Raw genomic sequence first — 16,378 nt, 5'->3', positions numbered from 1 at the left:
GACCCGATATTGGTGTATTGTCTGGCCATAACGCGCCGGGCGTGAATGGCAAATGGATCGATCCGGCCCGATCCCAGGATTCCGTACCGTCAATTCGAAAACCTTCCCGAGGCCGCTGGACAGTGGTTTCGGTTGCGCTATGAAACCGGCATGAAGACGCCCATATTCGATCGCCTGCGCCTGCCCGTGATCGGGTCGCCGCTGTTCATCATCTCCGGACCCGATCTCGTGATCGCGCAATGCAAGGCGGGAATCGTCGGCTCCTTTCCGGCCCTGAACGCGCGGCCGCAGACCATGCTCGACGAATGGCTGCACCGGATCACCGAGGAACTCGCGGCGTGGAACCGCGACAATCCCGATCGCCCGGCGGCTCCCTTCGCGGTCAATCAGATCGTCCACAAGTCGAACGACCGGCTGGAGGGCGACCTCGCCATCTGCGCGAAATGGCAAGTGCCGATCACCATCACCTCACTCGGTGCGCGTGAGGAACTCAACCAGGCAGTTCATGCTTGGGGCGGCATCACCCTCCATGACGTCATCGACGATCGTTTCGCGCGCAAGGCGATCGAAAAAGGCGCCGACGGGCTGATCGCGGTCGCCGCTGGCGCCGGCGGCCATGCCGGGCGCTTGTCGCCTTTCGCGATCACCCAGGAAATCCGGCAATGGTTCGACGGCCCGCTGATCCTGTCGGGCGCGATCGCGACCGGCGGCGCGGTACTCGCGGCGCAGGCGATGGGCGCCGACCTGGCCTATATCGGCTCACCCTTCATCGCGACCGAGGAAGCCAATGCCGTCGAGGGCTACAAACAGAGCATCGTCGAGAGCAAGGCGGCGGACATCGTCTATTCGAACCTGTTCACCGGCGTGCACGGCAATTATCTGCGCAGTTCCATCGCGGCGGCGGGAATGGATCCCGATAATCTGCCGGAGGGCGACCTCAGCACGATGAATTTTGGCGGTAATCGTGAGGCCAAGGCCTGGAAAGACATCTGGGGTTCCGGCCAGGGCATTGGCGTGATCGACAAGATCGAGCCGGTCGCGGCTCGCGTCGACCGGCTGGAAGCCGAGTATAAGGCAGCCAAGGCGCGCATCTGCGCCTTATGATGTTCAGCCGGTGCGTGGGGCTCTGGCGTAGCGGGCGATGAAGATCTTCTAAAACGCCATTGCCAGACGGGCCTGCATCCATTGCACGGGGCTGTCGGCGGGAAGCGAGGCGCTCTGTGCTCCATCCAGACGCGCCACGCGGCGATGGAGATCGATGCTAGCGGTGATCAATGCGCGCGCATCGGCCGGCATCTGATCGATCACGCCGCGATCGGTGACCGGCGCATCTCCAAGGCGTCGCGTGGGATCGAGCGCATCCCGTGGCGACAATTCCCCCGAGTCGACCGCACGCTGAGTCAATAGCCAGGCGATGACGTGCATCAGTCGCGTCGTCACCTTGAGCGATTCGCATGAGAAGGTGACGCGGCCGAGGGGATCCAGCGCCTCGCGCTCGACCCGCGCGCCTTGGTCGAAATAGCCGCGCGCCTCATCCGCCAGGACCATCGCCTCGACGTAGAGCGAGTCGATCATCTTGCGATGGATGCGCAGTTCGGTGACGTCCCCTGTCATGCGCAGCACGATTGCCACAAATGCCGGTTCCTGCAAGCGGCGAAAGGACCATCGCGTCCCAAATTCGATCACGCGATGATGTCGGGGATCAACTGGTTTTCCAGCGCGGTAATCTCATCCTTCAGCATCAACTTCCGCTTCTTCAGCCGCGCAATCTGGAGTTGGTCGCTAGACCCCAAGGCCCGCAAAGCCTCGATCGCCGAGTCGAGATCTCGATGCTCGGTCCTCAGGGCCTCAAGCCGTTTGTGGATCTGCGCTTCGTCCATCGCTCTCCGCATCCCATGGGCAGTCGAAGACCGACCTGTCGCCAAAACGATGCGCCGCGTCGAATCGAAAGTGAAATCGATGGCGACAAATCGCGCGACTCGTGTTCTATTAGTCCACCCACCTTGATGAAGGAGGTCGCTCCCATGCAGAACTCGCACCTTTCAGCTCTTGAGGCGAAGCATATGGTGTTGGACCGGCAAATCACTGCCGAAAGCCAGCGCCCTGCGCCCGACACCCGCATCCTTGCGGATCTCAAGAAGCAGAAATTGCGAGTGAAGGAAGCCATCGCGGCGATCTGACACCGCTTGCGGCGTCCCGGGCGCATGCCCGGGCCGCCTGTCAGAATAGCGGCTTGATCGGCTTGTCCTTGATCGGGCGTGCACTGGCTACGACCGGTTTGCGCGCGGCCTGAGGATCGATCGGGTGGTCGAATGCCACGCCGGCGCGACCAGCGGCGATCCAGGCGATGCGGCCACTTACCCAACCGACACCGCGTACCTCAATCTCAACCATCGTGCCGATGTCGATCGGCTTGGGCACGTCGGCCATCAATCCACCCGACGACAGGTTACGGACGCGTACTTGCGTGGTTTCCGTCGACCCCTCGATACGGAACCGCGCCACCAGCAACAGACTGTCGCGCGCGTCGTTACGCTGCGCGGTCGCGTCTCCGGCGGTGCCGTCGGTTAAGGGGTCGTGCGAAAATTGGTCCATATGCCTGCCAAAACGGTCCATGCCGCGCGTGAACGCATAGGCCCAAACATTGTCGAAAGCGTTAAACCGCAGCCCCTACGAACATCCGATAGGGATAGGATCAATCCTCGCGCGATACCTTTTCATTGCGCTCATGACGCTCTTGCGCCTCGACGGTCATCGTCGCGATCGGCCGCGCCTCGAGTCGGCCGAGCGAAATCGGTTCGCCGGTGACCTCGCAATAACCATATTCGCCTTCATCGAGCCGGCGTAGCGCGGCATCGATCTTGGAGATAAGCTTGCGCTGGCGATCACGCGTGCGCAATTCGATCGACCAGTCGGTCTCGCTCGATGCGCGATCAGTCAAATCGGCTTCGCGCAGCGGCTCAACCTGAAGCTGCGACAAAGTGACTTCCGCTTCCTTGAGGATCGCTTCCTTCCAGCGCAGCAGCTTGTCGCGGAAATATTCCTGCTGGCGGGGATTCATGAACGGCTCGTCCGGGCTCGGACGATAGCCGTCGCCGTCGTTGGCCGGTACGCTGAAACTGGAATCATCCATGCGATTCAAAGCCGTTGCCATCCCCACTCTCCTGTCGGCCCTTGGAACACCGTTCCCGTGCGCCTGTCGGACCCCAATGACGAGCGGGCCTATAGCGGCGCGGAAGCTGCTCCACAAGCGATTGACGACGGACGAAAGATCGGCCGCGTTTAGGACACGATATTGCGGAGTGGATGACGGCGCCATGAACCGGCCAGCCGCTCCCTGGTGATTGAGGGACACCGCTTGGATGAGCTGGATCGGCCGGAGAAGTTAACTCACGGCGTATCACAATGATACGTTAACCATAATCACACCCACATCGATCGATATAAAGATCAAATCAGGCGACTATAAATGGTTAACGGAATTGCGCTTAATTCTTTGTTTTGCACTATCGCACTAGCAGGGAAGCAACTGCGAGATTCACCATCGTCTCTGTGGGGTCAGAGACGGTTAAAGAGAGAGTAGACGCGATGTCTGTCCGGATGGCGATGGCTAAACTATGCGCCTGCGCTTGCGGGGGCGCCATTATCGGCGGCGGCGCGGTCAAGGTGGCCGATGGCGCCAAGGCTCGGCCCGTTTATGCCAAGACGTACAAGCGGCACGTCGTGCGCGCCCGGGTGGCGAGCGCGGCCAGATCGCGTGTCCGCAAGGTGGTTACCACCACGACGACTTGCCCACCCGCAGTAGTGACGGTCGCCGGTGGCGCTCCGTTGCCGATGCCGCCTGCTTTCACCGGGTCGAGCGGCGGCGTGCCGGTCGTTGGCGGTAGCGGTGGTGGCTGGGGCGGCGGCGGAGGCTTCTTTGTCGGCGGTTTCGGCGGTAGTGGCGGAGGTAGCGGCGGGATCGCGATTTCGTCGACTTCGTCAAGTTCGGGCGGCTCTTCGTCGACTTCGTCCTCTACCGGCGGCTTCTCGTCGGGCAGCACCTCGTCTTCGTCGTCGGGCAACGTTTCCTCGTCGTCGTCGGGCAATGTGTCGTCCTCGTCGTCGGGTAACGTGTCGTCCTCGACTTCATCGTCGGGTGACGTCTCCTCTTCCTCGTCGACCTCGAGCTCCTCGAACGGATCGTCATCCTCGACGTCTTCATCCTCGAACGGATCGAGTTCGTCCAACTCCTCGGCGAGCTCAGGGTCGTCCTCGACCTCCGGCTCGTCCTCGACCTCGTCGTCGAGCTACGGCTCGTCCTCGAAGGGCTGGAGTTCGAACGGCGGCTGGTCGTCGAACGGCGGCTGGAGTTCGAGCGGCCACGGATCCTCGACCGGATCGACCGGTGGTACGCCTGCCCCGGTGCCGGCGCCGCCGATGGTCCTGCTGTTCGGCGGCGCGGCCGCGGCGATGGTCGCGCGCAAGCGCCTGACCAAGAAGAAAACCGATACGGTTGCCGCCTAAGCGGCGGTCAGCGCTTTCTCGATTTCCGGGATCGGATGGCCGGTGAGATCCTTGGGGATTTCGCCGGCCAATCTGTTGGCAACCTCGACATGATAATGTTTGCGCAGTTCGCCCAGCGTGTGGGGCGGCGCCGCGACGATCAGCGATTCGAACTCGTTGGCGAGCGCCCGCTGCTTCAGGGTCGCTGCGATATCGGCCGCGAACCTGTCTTCTTCCAGACGGTGAAAATCGACCTCGTCGACCGTGCTGCGCGGTGACCGGAGCACGTTGGCCATGCTTCCAGGACCATCGCTCTTCTGATCGCGGTCGGCCGGATTGATCCGCTCTTCGGCGTGCTCGACGACCAAATTGGGATGTAGGCCGTCCCCTTCGTTCCGCAGGAACAACGCCTTGCGCCCATCGGCGACCACGACCAGACTATCGTGCCGTAATTGCATGGCCTTCTCCTCGCTATCTTGACGGGTCAACGCTGCAGCATCGCGCCGGGTTGCGCGGGCCGCCACGCCTCGTCATAGCCGCACCATTATGCACGATATCCGCCTGATCCGCGACGATCCCGAAGCCTTCGATGCCGGTTTGGCCCGACGCGGCCTGCCGCCGATGGCGCCGGACCTGCTTGCGCTCGATGAGAAACGCCGTGCGGTGATCACCGAACTGCAAGCTGGCCAGACTCGCCGTAACGAGGCGTCGAAAGCGATCGGCGCCGCCAAGGCGGCCAAGGACGAGGCGACCGCGAGCGCGCTGATGGCCGAAGTCGCGACGCTCAAGACCCGCCTGCCCGAGTTGGAGGAGGAGGAACGCGCCGCCGAAGCCGCGTTGAACGATGCGCTGGCTGCGATTCCCAATCTGCCGCTCGACGACGTGCCCGCCGGGGCGGACGAAGACGATAACCAGTTGATGCACGAGCGCGGCCCCAAGCCCGTTTTCGGGTTCGACATTCGCGAGCACGACGCGATCGGGCCCGGGCTTGGGCTGGACTTCGAAACCGGCGTCGCGCTGGCCGGCGCGCGCTTCACCCTGGTGCGCGGCGCGGCGGCCCGGCTAAACCGCGCGCTCGGTCAGTTCGGACTCGATGTCCTGACCCGCTATCATGGCTATGAGGAAGTCGTGCCGCCGCTGCTGGTGCGTAGCGAGGCGATGTTCGGAACCGGGCAATTGCCCAAGTTCGCCGAAGACTTGTTCCAAACCACTGACGGTCGCTGGCTGATCCCTACGTCCGAAGTGTCCCTGACCAACATCGTGCGCGAAAAGATCCTGGCCGCCGACGAACTGCCGCTGCGCTTCACCGCATTGACGCCGTGCTTCCGATCCGAAGCGGGCGCCGCCGGACGCGACACGCGCGGCTTCATTCGCCAGCACCAGTTCGAGAAGGCCGAAATGGTCTCGATCGTGCCGCCCGATCAGTCCGAAGCCGAGCATGAGCGGATGACCGCGGCGGCCGAAGACGTGCTGACTCGGCTGGGCCTGCCCTTTCGCCGGATGAAGCTCTGCACCGGCGACATGGGTTTTTCCGCGGCGCGCACATACGACCTCGAAGTCTGGCTGCCCGGCCAGGGCCGTTATCGCGAGATTTCGAGCTGCTCGACCTGCACCGATTTCCAGGCGCGGCGAATGAACGCCCGCTTCCGGGGCGAGGACGGCAAGCCGGCATTCGTCCACACGCTGAACGGCTCGGGGCTGGTCGTCGGGCGGATGATGGTCGCGATCCTGGAGAATTATCAGCAGGAGGACGGTGCGGTCGCGATCCCCGATGCGCTGCAACCCTATCTCGGCGGACTGAACCGGCTCGAGCCCAAGGCGTGAGGATCCTCCTCACCAACGATGACGGCTATCACGCGCCCGGTCTTGCCGTGCTCGAACGTTTGGCGCGGTGCTTTTCCGACGACATCACCATCGTGGCGCCCGCCGAGGAGCAATCGGGCAAGGGCCGCTCGCTGACGCTGACCGAGCCGCTGCGGGTCAAGCGTTTCGACGACAAGCGTTACGCGGTCGGCGGTACTCCCACCGACGCCGTGATGTTCGCGCTGTCCAACGTGATGCGCGACGCCAGGCCCGACCTGATCCTGTCAGGAGTCAATCGCGGCGCCAATCTGGGCGAGGACGTATTCTATTCGGGCACGATCGGCGCCGCGATGGAAGGTGCGCTCGCAGGCATCCGCTCGATCGCGATCAGCCAGCGTTATGGTGCCGAGGCGCCTGGCCATGACGTTACCTTCGAAACCGCCGAGGCGTGGGGCGAGCGGGTGCTGGCACCGTTGATCTCCTCCCCGGTCGATCCGCGCGTCGTGGTCAACGTCAATTTCCCGCCCATTCCACCGGACAAGGTGAAGGGCGTGCGCGTCGTCCACCAAGGGCTGCGCGACTATGGCCGGGTCAAGGTGATTGAACGCACCGACCCGCGCGGTTTCGCTTACTATTGGATGGGACTGGGCCGCGTCGAGCACACGCCGGCGGCCGATACCGATCTTGAAGCGATCGAAATGGGTTACGTGACGGTGACGCCATTACAGATGGACCTGACGCATCGCGATTCGCTGGCTATGCTGGAGAAAGCGTATCGATAACGCAGGGGGGGGCCCGCGATGCGAAGGATCACACTCGTCTTTTTGATATTCGGGCTCACGGGCTGCATTCCGCGGACCGATTACGCTCGGCCTTCCGACGCGGGCACACCGCCCATGGCCGATTACGACTCGCCATCGCCGCACAGCGAGGTCCCTGCCCCGCCCTCAGCACCCCCCGCCTGGGAAGCGCGGCCGGTCACCGCCGATGCGAGGACGATCGCCGAATCGAGCTATATCGTGCGGCCCGGCGACACTTTGCGCGGCGTTGCCGACAAGACCGGCTCGGGCTCCGAGATCATCGCCAAAGCGAATGGCCTGCGATCCCCCTTCACCATCGTTACAGGGCAGCAACTGCGCATCCCCGGTGGCCGATACCACCTGGTCCGGCCGGGCGAATCGGGCATCGCAATCGCGCGGGCTTATGGTGTCCGCTGGGCGGATATCGTCGCCGCCAATGATCTGATCGAGCCCTATGTGCTGCGGTCGGGCCGTCGCATCCTGATCCCCGGCGGCGCGCGGCCGCCCCAAACTCTCGCCGAGCGCGCGGCAGCGTTTAAGATCGACCTTGGCGACATCGCCACCGGCGGTGGCGAACCCGCCATTCCCGACAATGTCAGGCCGGTTCGCCCCGCCAGCTCGGTGACCAGGGCGCTGCCGTCGACCGCCGCGGTGGGCGCGCCCTCGCCGCTCAGCGGTCCGTTCCTCTGGCCCGTCGCGAGCGGCAAGGTCGTCAAGCGTTTCGGCAGCGGCGCGAGCGGCGAGCGTAACGACGGGATCAAGATCGCGGTGCCGCTGGGGACCCCGATCAAGGCCGCGGCCGATGGTGTGGTAATCTACACCACCGACAGCATCGCCGGGCTCGGCGGGTTGGTGATGGTCCGGCACGGCAATGGCTGGACGAGCGTTTACGGCCATGCCAGCCGCGTGATCGTGACGCGCGGCCAGGCGGTTAAGCGCGGCCAGACGATCGCGCTGTCGGGCGACACCGGGTTCGCCGACCGGCCGGAAGTGCATTTCGAGCTCCGTCAGGGCCGCACCCCGGTCGACCCTCTGTCGAAGTTGCCGAGTCGCTAGTGGCGGTGCTACCCGCGCCGCCATCATGACCGAATACAGATCCGACCTGCTCCGCCTGCTCGATGAGCGCGGCTATATCCACCAGGTGACCGATGCGAGTGCGCTCGATGCGCTCGCCTCGAAACAGGTCGTGCCCGGCTATATCGGCTTCGATGCCACGGCGCCGTCGCTGCATATCGGGTCGATGGTCCAGATCATGATGCTGCGCCGGTTGCAGCAGGCAGGGCATAAGCCGATCGTCCTGATGGGCGGCGGCACGACCAAGGTCGGCGATCCGTCCGGCAAGGACGAGAGCCGAAAGCTGCTCGACGATGCGGCGATCGGCGCAAACATCGCGTCGATCCGCCGCGTGTTCGAACGCTTTCTGACCTTCGGCGACGGGCCGACCGACGCCGTGATGGTCAACAATGCCGATTGGCTCGACGCGCTCGAATATATTCCGTTCCTGCGCGACATCGGCCAGCATTTCACGATCAACCGCATGCTGGCGTTCGACTCGGTCAAGCTGCGACTCGACCGCGAGCAGCCGCTGACGTTCCTCGAATTCAACTACATGATCCTCCAGGCTTATGATTTCCTGGAATTATCTCGCCGTTCGGCATGCCGCCTACAAATGGGCGGCTCCGATCAATGGGGCAATATCGTCAACGGCATCGAGCTGTCGCGCCGCGTCGACGGGACCGAGGTGTTCGGGCTGACCACCCCGCTGATCACCAATGCGGACGGGTCGAAGATGGGCAAGACCGCTGCAGGCGCGGTCTGGCTCAACGACGATGCCCTGCCGGCTTACGATTACTGGCAATATTGGCGCAACGTCGATGACCGCGACGTCGGCCGGTTCCTGCGGCTGTTCACCGATCTGCCGCTCGACGAGATCGCACGGCTCGAAGCGCTTGAAGGTGCCGAGATCAACCAGGCCAAGATCGTGCTCGCCAATGAGGCGACCGCCTTGTGCCGCGGCAAGGACGCAGCGGATCTTGCCGCCGAGACCGCGCGCAAGACGTTTGAGGAAGGCGCGAGCGGCGAGGCACTGCCCATGTTCGCTGCGTCGGGGTCGATCGGGATCGTCGATGCGCTGATCGGCCTCGGTTTCTGCGCGTCGAAAGGCGAAGCCCGGCGGCTTATCGCGGGGGGCGGCGCGCGCGTGGATGGCGCGAAGGTGGTGGATGAGGCGTTCACCATCGCGATCGGCGCGAACCCGGTGCGCGTGTCGGCGGGCAAGAAGAATCACGGGCTGCTCACGCCGGCGTAAAATATCGCTAACACGCGTTAAACACGTTCCTTTTCAAGCTTTTCACGTGCTGGTCGTTACTCATTGTGGCGAACGGAAAGGAATCGATGGGCGCGGCACTGGCCTATAGCGATCAACGCGATGCTCCACGGGATGAAGTTCATTACCGTGCCCGCGCTTTCGGAAGCGATGCCCGACCGGTTTCGATCCTAGTCGTGAACATGTCGGCGCAAGGATTGATGGCGCGGGTCGATGTCGACCGACCTGTCGGCGAGCGACTGCATATCACCCTGCCGGTAGTCGGTGTCGTCGTCGCCGAAGTGCGCTGGTCGCTGGGAGGCCGGATCGGCTGTGAGCTCGAACGGCCAATCGGCATGGCCGAATATTACGAGTTGCTCGCCGCGTTACTCAAGAACGCGCGCTAACCGCGCCGCACCAAAACGACGCCAGCCAGAACGAGCACGACCCCAACTACCTTCCCAACCGATATCGGCGCCGCCCGGAGCCCAAACAGACCGAAATGGTCGAGCACCAGCGCGGTGGCCAGTTGGCTCGCGATCGCGATCGTCAATGTCGTCGCCAACCCCAGGCGCGGTGCGGCATAGGCCATCGCCGCAACGAAGCACGCGCCGTAGAGGCCGCCCGCCCATGCCCAGGCCGGAGCGCCGCGGAGCGCGGCAGGCGAGGTGCGGTCGATCGCCGCCCAAGTCAGCGCGAGTACCACCGATCCAGCAACGAAGGAGGCCAGCGCCGCAAGCAGGACCGACCCCGACGTCCTGGCCAAGGCGGCGTTGGTGGGCGCCTGCACGGCTAGCCCTATTCCCGCAAGCAGAACGAATACGAGAGCGGCGATCGGCATGCGGGCTCGTATCGTCTCAACCCGACCGCAGCAACTGCACGCCGGCATCGCGCTCGAACAGGTACAACGCGACCCGCGCCGCCTGCCCGCGCGACCCCGCGAGTCCGCCGTCGCGATCGATCATCAGGCGGGCGTCGTCATGCGCAGTCTGCTGGAGCGAGGCGAAATGCTCGGGCGTCGCCAGCCGATAGCCTTGCTCGCCCGATTGCCGGGTGCCAAGCATCTCGCCCGCGCCGCGCAGCCGGAGATCCTCTTCGGCGATGCGGAAGCCGTCATTGGTTTCGCGCATCAGCGCCAGCCGCGCGCGCGACGTCTCGCTCAGCCCGTTACCGCGGATCAGCAGGCAGATCGAGCGTCCCGTGCCGCGGCCGACGCGCCCGCGAAGCTGGTGAAGCTGCGCCAGTCCGAATCGGTCGGCATGCTCGATCACGATCAGCGTGGCATTGGGTACGTCGACACCGACCTCGATAACCGTGGTCGCGACCAATACGCCGAGGTCGCCGCTCGCGAAGCGCGCCATTACCGCGTCCTTCTCGGCCGGTTTCATGCGGCCGTGGATAAGCCCGACGCGATCGTCGAACCGCGCCTGGAGCGACCCCGCCCGCGCCTCGGCCGCGGCAAGGTCCGATTTCTCGCTTTCCTCGACCAGTGGGCACACCCAATACGCCTGTCCGCCGCCGTCGAGATGACGTCCCAGAGCATCGACAATCTCGCCGAGCCGGTCTTCCGACATCACGCGCGTCTCGATCGGCTGGCGCCCAGGCGGCATCTCGTCGAGCCGGCTGACGTCCATTTCACCATATTGCGCCAATGTGAGCGTGCGCGGGATCGGCGTTGCGGTCATCGCCAGCAGGTGGGGAGCGGCGCCTTTCTCCTGCAACAACAGGCGCTGCGCGACGCCGAAACGATGCTGCTCGTCGACCACGACCAGCGCGAGATCGCGATAGGCAACCGCTTCCTGGAAGATCGCATGCGTGCCGACCAGGATATGGATCGACCCGTCGGCCAGTCCCATCAAGGTCGATTCGCGGACCCTGCCCTTGTCGCGCCCGGTCAGCACGGCGACGTTGACCGGAAGCCCTGCAAGCGTGCGCCGCAGCGTATCATAATGCTGTCGGGCGAGGATTTCGGTCGGGGCCAGGAAAGCACCTTGCGCACCTGCCTCGACCGCCATCAGCAACGCCATCGTCGCGACCAACGTCTTGCCCGACCCGACATCGCCCTGGAGCAATCGCAACATGGGCGCCGATTGCGCGAGATCGCCCTCTATCTCGCGGATCGTTCGCGCCTGCGCATTGGTCGGCGCATAAGGCAGGTTGAGCATTGTGCGCAGCCGTCCGTCGCCGTTGAGCGGCCGCCCCTTCCGCGACCGCGACGATTGCCGCACCAGCATGAAGGCGAGCTGATTGGCGAACAATTCGTCATACGCCAGCCGCTCGCGTGCCTTGTGATCGGCGGGATCCGCGTGCGCACGGGCCAGCGCGTCGCGCCAATCGGGCCATTGGTGCTGCGCCTTGACGCCTGGCTCGATCCACTCGGGCAGATCGGGCGTGCGCTCGATGGCCTGATGCGCCAACTGCCCCAGCCGGCGCGAGGTCAGCCCTTCCGATAGGGGATAGATCGCTTCGCGCTCGCGAAATCCCTCATCGGGCTCGGCCAGGTCGGGATGGACGATCTGCAATTCCTGCCCGTACATTTCGAGCTTGCCCGAAATGCGCTTGGCCTCGCCGAGCGGCAGCAATTTCTTCACCCATCCGGTCGAGCCGCCGAAATAGATCAGGCTGACATAATTCCCTTTGGCGTCGGTCGCGTGGACGCGCATTGGTCCCCGCGGGCTGCTGCTGGTCCGGTAATCAACCGGCGTCACGGTGATGGCGATGGTTCGTCCGGCATCGGCCATGTCGAGTTCGTCGCGCGGCACGCGGTCGATGAACCCGGTCGGCAAATGAAACGCGATGTCGACCACCCGGTGCAGCCCCAGCCGGTCGAGCGGCTTGGCAAGCGCGGGGCCAACGCCCTTGAGCGCAGTCACTTCGGCAAAGAGCGGGTTGAGGATATCGGGGCGCATGACTATCTGAGCGCTTACAGCGTTTCGGAACCGTTCGAAACGCCGTCAATCTCAACCGCCGGCTGCGCCTCAACGCGCCGCCGGCCAATCGCCGTTGGAGTGTCATGGACCGCGAGATCCGCCTCAAGCGCCTGCGCTTTCGTGCCTGGCACCGCGGCACCAAGGAAGCCGATCTGATGATCGGCGGATTTTTCGACGCGCACGGCGCGACATGGAACGATGCCGAGATCGACTGGTTCGAAACCTTTCTGGAGGAACAGGATGTCGACATCATGGCCTGGGCGATCGGGACGCAGGACGTGCCCGAGCGCTGGCGGGGGCCGATGATGGAGGCGCTGACGCAGCTCAATTTCGTGCCGATCCAGAAGTGAATCTCCCCTCCCTGCAAGGGAGGGGATTAAGGGGTGGGTTGCGAGCGAAGCTCGCTCCCTAACGAGCCCCAAGCCAATCGATCGGCGCTGACGCCGATACCCACCCCCGACCCTTCCCTTACAGGGAGGGGAGAAGAAGAAATGACCGACCCGCGCAAGATCCTCTCCGCGAAAACTTCCCTGACCCTCGCCGGCGTCCCGGCAGGGTTCCTTCCTGTTCTGCTCGCCGACCTCGCCCGGGCGCAGGCGCCCGGCCGCGTCGTGCTGATCGCGCCCGACGAGGCGGAGATGCGTGCAGTGGCAACGACCGCAGGGTATTTCGCGCCCGAGCTCGAGATCGTCACCTATCCGGCTTGGGACTGCCTGCCCTATGACCGCGCCAGCCCGACTTTGCGCGTCATGGCTGAACGTCTGGCCGCGCTCCATCGCCTGCAACAGCCGCCCAAAAAGCCACAACTAGTCGTCACCACCGCCAATGCCGCGACCCAGCGCACGCTGACGCCGTTCCGTATCCGCCAGTTGGTAGCGCGCCTGGCGCCCGGCGAGCGGATCGGCCGCGACAAGCTGGCCGCCTTGCTGTCGGCCAACGGCTATGTCCGCACCGATACCGTCCACGATCAGGGCGAATTCGCGGTGCGCGGCGGGTTGGTCGACCTATTTCCCAGCGGCGAGGAGCAGGCACTCCGCCTGGATTTCTTCGGCGACGAGATCGAGAGCGTTCGCACCTTCGATGCCGCCGATCAGCGCACGACGGGCCGGGTCGAAGGCTTCACCCTGTTGCCGGCATCGGAGGCGTTGCTCGACGAGGAATCCGTCAAGCGCTTCCGCACGCGCTATCGCGAGAAGTTCGGCGCCACCGCGACTGGCGATCCGCTCTATCAGGCGATCAGCGACGGCCGCCGCCTGGCCGGGATGGAACATTGGCTGCCGATGTTTGAGGAACGGCTGGAAACGCTGTTCGACCATCTCGGCGACGACGCCCTGGTCATCCGCGAATCGGGCGTCACCGCGGCGGCCGAGCAGCGATTCGAGGCGGTGTCGGATTATCACGCCAACCGCCTGAAGGCGCAGTCGAGCGATCCAGGCAGCTATCGTCCGCTGGCGCCCAACGCACTCTACCTCCTCCCCGACGAATGGGCGAAGCGGCTTGACCAGGCCAAGGCGCATCTTGCCACGCCCTTCCATGAGCCGGCGAGCGATACCGTGCTCGATTTCGAGGTCGACGGTCCGCGCGACTTCGCACCCGAACGTGCGAGCGGCGTCAACATCTACGAAGCGGTCGTAGATCATCTCAGCAAGCTACGGAAAGAGGGCAAGAAACCGATCCTGGCCAGCTATTCGGCCGGGTCGCGCGAGCGCCTCGCCGGGTTGCTTCGAGATCACGAACTGACCGGGCTGAAACTCGTCGACACCTGGCAGGAAGCGCAGGGCGCCGCGGATCATGGTGTCGCGCTCACGATCCTGCCGCTCGATCATGGTTTCACCGCGCCCGACATCGCCTTGCTCACCGAGCAGGACATGCTCGGCGACCGTCTGGTGCGCCGCAATCGCCGCAAGAAGTCGGCCGATGCTTTCCTAGCGGAACTGGCGACGCTGACCCCGGGCGACCTGGTCGTCCATGCTGACCACGGCATCGGGCGGTACGAGGGCCTGACCCAGATCCCGGTGCAGAAGGCGCCGCACGATTGCGTCGCGTTGACTTACGCCGGCGGCGACAAGCTCTACGTTCCGGTCGAGAATCTCGAAGTCCTGAGCCGCTATGGCGGGGACGAGGGCGGCACGCTCGACCGGCTGGGTGGCGAAGCGTGGCAGCGCCGCAAGGCGCGGATGAAGGAGCGTATCCGCGAGATCGCGGGCGAGTTGATCGCGACCGCCGCCGAACGCGCGCTGCGTCAAGCCGATGTCGCCGAGCCCGATCCTTCCGGTTATCCCGCCTTCGTCGACCGCTTCCCCTATCAGGAAACCGACGATCAGGACCGCGCGATTGCAGAATCGCTGGAAGATCTGGGGTCGGGCAAGCCGATGGACCGCCTGATCGTCGGCGATGTCGGCTTCGGCAAGACCGAGGTCGCGTTGCGCGCCGCGTTCGTCGCCGCGATGGGCGGGATGCAGGTCGCGGTCGTCTGCCCGACCACCCTGCTGGCGCGCCAGCATTACAACAATTTCGTCGCGCGGTTCGAAGGCTTCCCGATCAAGGTCGGGCGGCTGTCGCGCTTGGTCGGCACCAGTGAAGCCAAGGCGGTCAAGGAAAGCCTGGCTGACGGGACGATCGATGTCGTGGTCGGCACCCATGCAATCCTGGCCAAGGGGGTCGAGTTCAAGCGGCTCGGGCTCGTGGTGGTCGACGAGGAACAGCGGTTCGGCGTTACCCACAAGGAGCGGCTCAAGGCGCTCAAGACCGACGTTCATGTCCTGACGCTGACCGCCACGCCGATTCCGCGCACGCTGCAGATGGCAATGTCAGGCTTGCGTGAATTGTCGGTCATCCAGACCCCGCCGGTCGACCGCCTGGCGGTTCGCACCTACGTCATGCCGTGGGACCCAGTGGTCCTGCGAGAGGCACTGCTGCGCGAACATTATCGCGGTGGGCAGAGCTTCTTCGTCACGCCCAGGATCAAGGACCTGCCCGAGATCGAGGAATTCCTGCGCGAGCATGTCCCCGAGGTGCGCTACGTGGTCGCCCATGGTCAGATGGCGGCGGGCGAGGTCGAGGAACGGATGTCCGCTTTCTACGACAAGAAGTTCGAGGTTTTGGTCTCGACGACGATCGTCGAAAGCGGGCTCGACATTCCCAGCGCCAATACGATGATCGTCCACCGCGCCGATCGCTTCGGCCTCGCCCAGCTCTACCAGCTGCGTGGCCGCGTCGGGCGCGCGAAGACGAGGGCCTATGCCTATCTGACGACGCCGGCCAATCGCATCATCACCGAAACCGCCGAGAAAAGACTCAAGGTGCTGTCGGATCTCGACACGCTCGGCGCCGGGTTCCAGCTCGCCAGCCACGATCTCGACATTCGCGGCGCGGGCAACCTGCTCGGCGACGAGCAATCGGGGCATATCCGCGAAGTCGGCTACGAACTCTACCAGTCGATGCTCGAGGAAGCGATCCTAGACGCGCGCGCCGGTGGCCTGGCGCAGCGTCCGCGCGATTTCAGCCCCCAGATCACCGTCGACGCCGCGATCTTGATCCCCGAGGACTATGTCCCCGATCTCGACCTGCGCATGGGCCTCTATCGCCGCCTCAATGAGCTCGACGACCAGAACGGGATCGAGGCCTTCGCCGCGGAGATGATCGACCGTTTCGGTCCCCTGCCCGAGCCGACCGCGAACCTGATCAAGCTCATCGAGATCAAGCTCAACGCCAAAAAGGCCTGCGTCGCCAAGATCGACGTCGGCGCCAAGGGCGCGCTGGTCAGCTTCCACGACGACAAGCCGCCCAATGTCGAGGGCCTGCTGGCCTATGTCGCGCGGCTCAATGGCGTGGCCAAGCTGCGTCCCGACAGCAAGCTGGTGATCGCCCGCGAATGGGGCGATCCGCAGGCGCGGCTCAATGGCGCGCTGCAATTGTCGAAGGGACTGGCGAAGGCAGCGGGATAAGCCCATCGCTCGATTGACCTGACAAGAAATTGGTCCAAAAAGAATTGATCTTTACTCCCTGAGCGTAACGCCAGGATTCGCGCGTGGGGTAGGAGCGAATGGAGAAGA

18 protein-coding genes are annotated in these 16,378 nt (G+C 64.5%); 9 read left to right on the top strand and 9 right to left on the bottom strand.

All coding sequences use genetic code 11. The annotated features are described in order from the left end of the window. Positions 1–150 precede the first annotated feature (150 nt). A complete protein-coding gene (locus Q0L25_RS07455) occupies positions 151–1,104 on the top strand; it encodes a nitronate monooxygenase family protein (protein WP_296612988.1) in 954 nt (317 codons plus the stop codon). A 48-nt stretch (positions 1,105–1,152) separates the two neighbouring features. Here the strand turns inward: Q0L25_RS07455 and Q0L25_RS07450 are convergent, their stop codons facing one another. Both Q0L25_RS07450 and Q0L25_RS07445 read right to left on the bottom strand, forming a co-directional pair. Continuing rightward, positions 1,153–1,614: a DUF1465 family protein gene (locus Q0L25_RS07450; RefSeq protein WP_296612987.1), complete on the bottom strand. Its 462-nt coding sequence runs from the start codon at positions 1,612–1,614 to the stop codon at positions 1,153–1,155. Between the two features lie 68 nt (positions 1,615–1,682). Further along, a complete protein-coding gene (locus Q0L25_RS07445; RefSeq protein ID WP_296612985.1) occupies positions 1,683–1,880 on the bottom strand; it encodes a DUF465 domain-containing protein in 198 nt (65 codons plus the stop codon). Between the two features lie 144 nt (positions 1,881–2,024). On the opposite strand from Q0L25_RS07445, the gene Q0L25_RS07440 reads away from it, so the two are divergent. Continuing rightward, positions 2,025–2,180: a DUF465 domain-containing protein gene (locus Q0L25_RS07440; protein WP_084250836.1), complete on the top strand. Its 156-nt coding sequence runs from the start codon at positions 2,025–2,027 to the stop codon at positions 2,178–2,180. Between the two features lie 40 nt (positions 2,181–2,220). On the opposite strand, the gene Q0L25_RS07435 is transcribed toward Q0L25_RS07440, so the two are convergent. From Q0L25_RS07435 to Q0L25_RS07415, 5 genes are all read right to left on the bottom strand, one after another. Next, entirely contained in the window at positions 2,221–2,595 is a 375-nt protein-coding gene (locus Q0L25_RS07435; RefSeq protein ID WP_296612983.1) for a PilZ domain-containing protein, read from the bottom strand. A 100-nt stretch (positions 2,596–2,695) separates the two neighbouring features. Beyond that, the gene (gene dksA, locus Q0L25_RS07430; RefSeq protein WP_066583685.1) at positions 2,696–3,154 is read right to left on the bottom strand and encodes an RNA polymerase-binding protein DksA; all 459 of its coding nucleotides are present in this window, start codon (positions 3,152–3,154) and stop codon (positions 2,696–2,698) included. 541 nt (positions 3,155–3,695) lie between these two features. After that, positions 3,696–4,229 (bottom strand): hypothetical protein, encoded by a 534-nt coding sequence (locus tag Q0L25_RS07425; RefSeq protein WP_296612980.1) that lies wholly within the window; start codon positions 4,227–4,229, stop codon positions 3,696–3,698. A gap of 60 nt (positions 4,230–4,289) precedes the next feature. Further along, complete coding sequence (locus Q0L25_RS07420) at positions 4,290–4,466, bottom strand: hypothetical protein (protein ID WP_296612978.1); 177 nt, start codon at positions 4,464–4,466, stop codon at positions 4,290–4,292. A 36-nt stretch (positions 4,467–4,502) separates the two neighbouring features. Beyond that, complete coding sequence (locus Q0L25_RS07415) at positions 4,503–4,943, bottom strand: host attachment family protein (RefSeq protein ID WP_296612976.1); 441 nt, start codon at positions 4,941–4,943, stop codon at positions 4,503–4,505. Between the two features lie 88 nt (positions 4,944–5,031). Here Q0L25_RS07415 and serS point away from each other — a divergent pair, with 88 nt between their 5' ends. From serS to Q0L25_RS07390, 5 genes are all read left to right on the top strand, one after another. Next, a complete protein-coding gene (gene serS, locus Q0L25_RS07410; protein ID WP_296612974.1) occupies positions 5,032–6,309 on the top strand; it encodes a serine--tRNA ligase in 1,278 nt (425 codons plus the stop codon). Beyond that, the gene (gene surE, locus Q0L25_RS07405) at positions 6,306–7,070 is read left to right on the top strand and encodes a 5'/3'-nucleotidase SurE (RefSeq protein ID WP_296612972.1); all 765 of its coding nucleotides are present in this window, start codon (positions 6,306–6,308) and stop codon (positions 7,068–7,070) included. The genes serS and surE overlap by 4 nt, the downstream gene beginning before the upstream one ends. Before the next feature lie 114 nt (positions 7,071–7,184). After that, positions 7,185–8,144 carry a LysM peptidoglycan-binding domain-containing M23 family metallopeptidase gene (locus Q0L25_RS07400; protein WP_296612970.1) on the top strand — a complete coding sequence of 320 codons (960 nt, stop codon included), beginning with the start codon at positions 7,185–7,187 and terminating at the stop codon, positions 8,142–8,144. 25 nt (positions 8,145–8,169) lie between these two features. Continuing rightward, the gene (gene tyrS / locus Q0L25_RS07395; protein WP_296612968.1) at positions 8,170–9,396 is read left to right on the top strand and encodes a tyrosine--tRNA ligase; all 1,227 of its coding nucleotides are present in this window, start codon (positions 8,170–8,172) and stop codon (positions 9,394–9,396) included. Positions 9,397–9,461: 65 nt separating this feature from the next. Next, positions 9,462–9,800: a PilZ domain-containing protein gene (locus Q0L25_RS07390; RefSeq protein WP_296612967.1), complete on the top strand. Its 339-nt coding sequence runs from the start codon at positions 9,462–9,464 to the stop codon at positions 9,798–9,800. Here the strand turns inward: Q0L25_RS07390 and Q0L25_RS07385 are convergent. Both Q0L25_RS07385 and recG read right to left on the bottom strand, forming a co-directional pair. After that, positions 9,797–10,234, bottom strand: a complete 438-nt coding sequence (locus Q0L25_RS07385) for a DMT family transporter (protein WP_296612965.1) — start codon at positions 10,232–10,234, stop codon at positions 9,797–9,799. The two genes, Q0L25_RS07390 and Q0L25_RS07385, sit on opposite strands and share 4 nt — an antisense overlap. A 16-nt stretch (positions 10,235–10,250) precedes the next feature. Beyond that, complete coding sequence (gene recG / locus Q0L25_RS07380; RefSeq protein WP_296612963.1) at positions 10,251–12,302, bottom strand: ATP-dependent DNA helicase RecG; 2,052 nt, start codon at positions 12,300–12,302, stop codon at positions 10,251–10,253. Between the two features lie 104 nt (positions 12,303–12,406). On the opposite strand from recG, the gene Q0L25_RS07375 reads away from it, so the two are divergent. Further along, on the top strand, positions 12,407–12,673 hold the full coding sequence (locus Q0L25_RS07375) for a succinate dehydrogenase assembly factor 2 (RefSeq protein WP_296612961.1): 267 nt from the start codon (positions 12,407–12,409) through the stop codon (positions 12,671–12,673). 141 nt (positions 12,674–12,814) lie between these two features. After that, positions 12,815–16,270, top strand: a complete 3,456-nt coding sequence (gene mfd / locus Q0L25_RS07370) for a transcription-repair coupling factor (RefSeq protein WP_296612960.1) — start codon at positions 12,815–12,817, stop codon at positions 16,268–16,270. Positions 16,271–16,378: the final 108 nt, after the last annotated feature.

The organism is Sphingomonas sp., assembly GCF_024508665.1.
Taxonomy (GTDB): Bacteria; Pseudomonadota; Alphaproteobacteria; order Sphingomonadales; family Sphingomonadaceae; genus Sphingomonas.
Note: the sequence above shows the minus strand (reverse complement) of the source record. Positions and strands in the feature narration are given on the sequence as shown.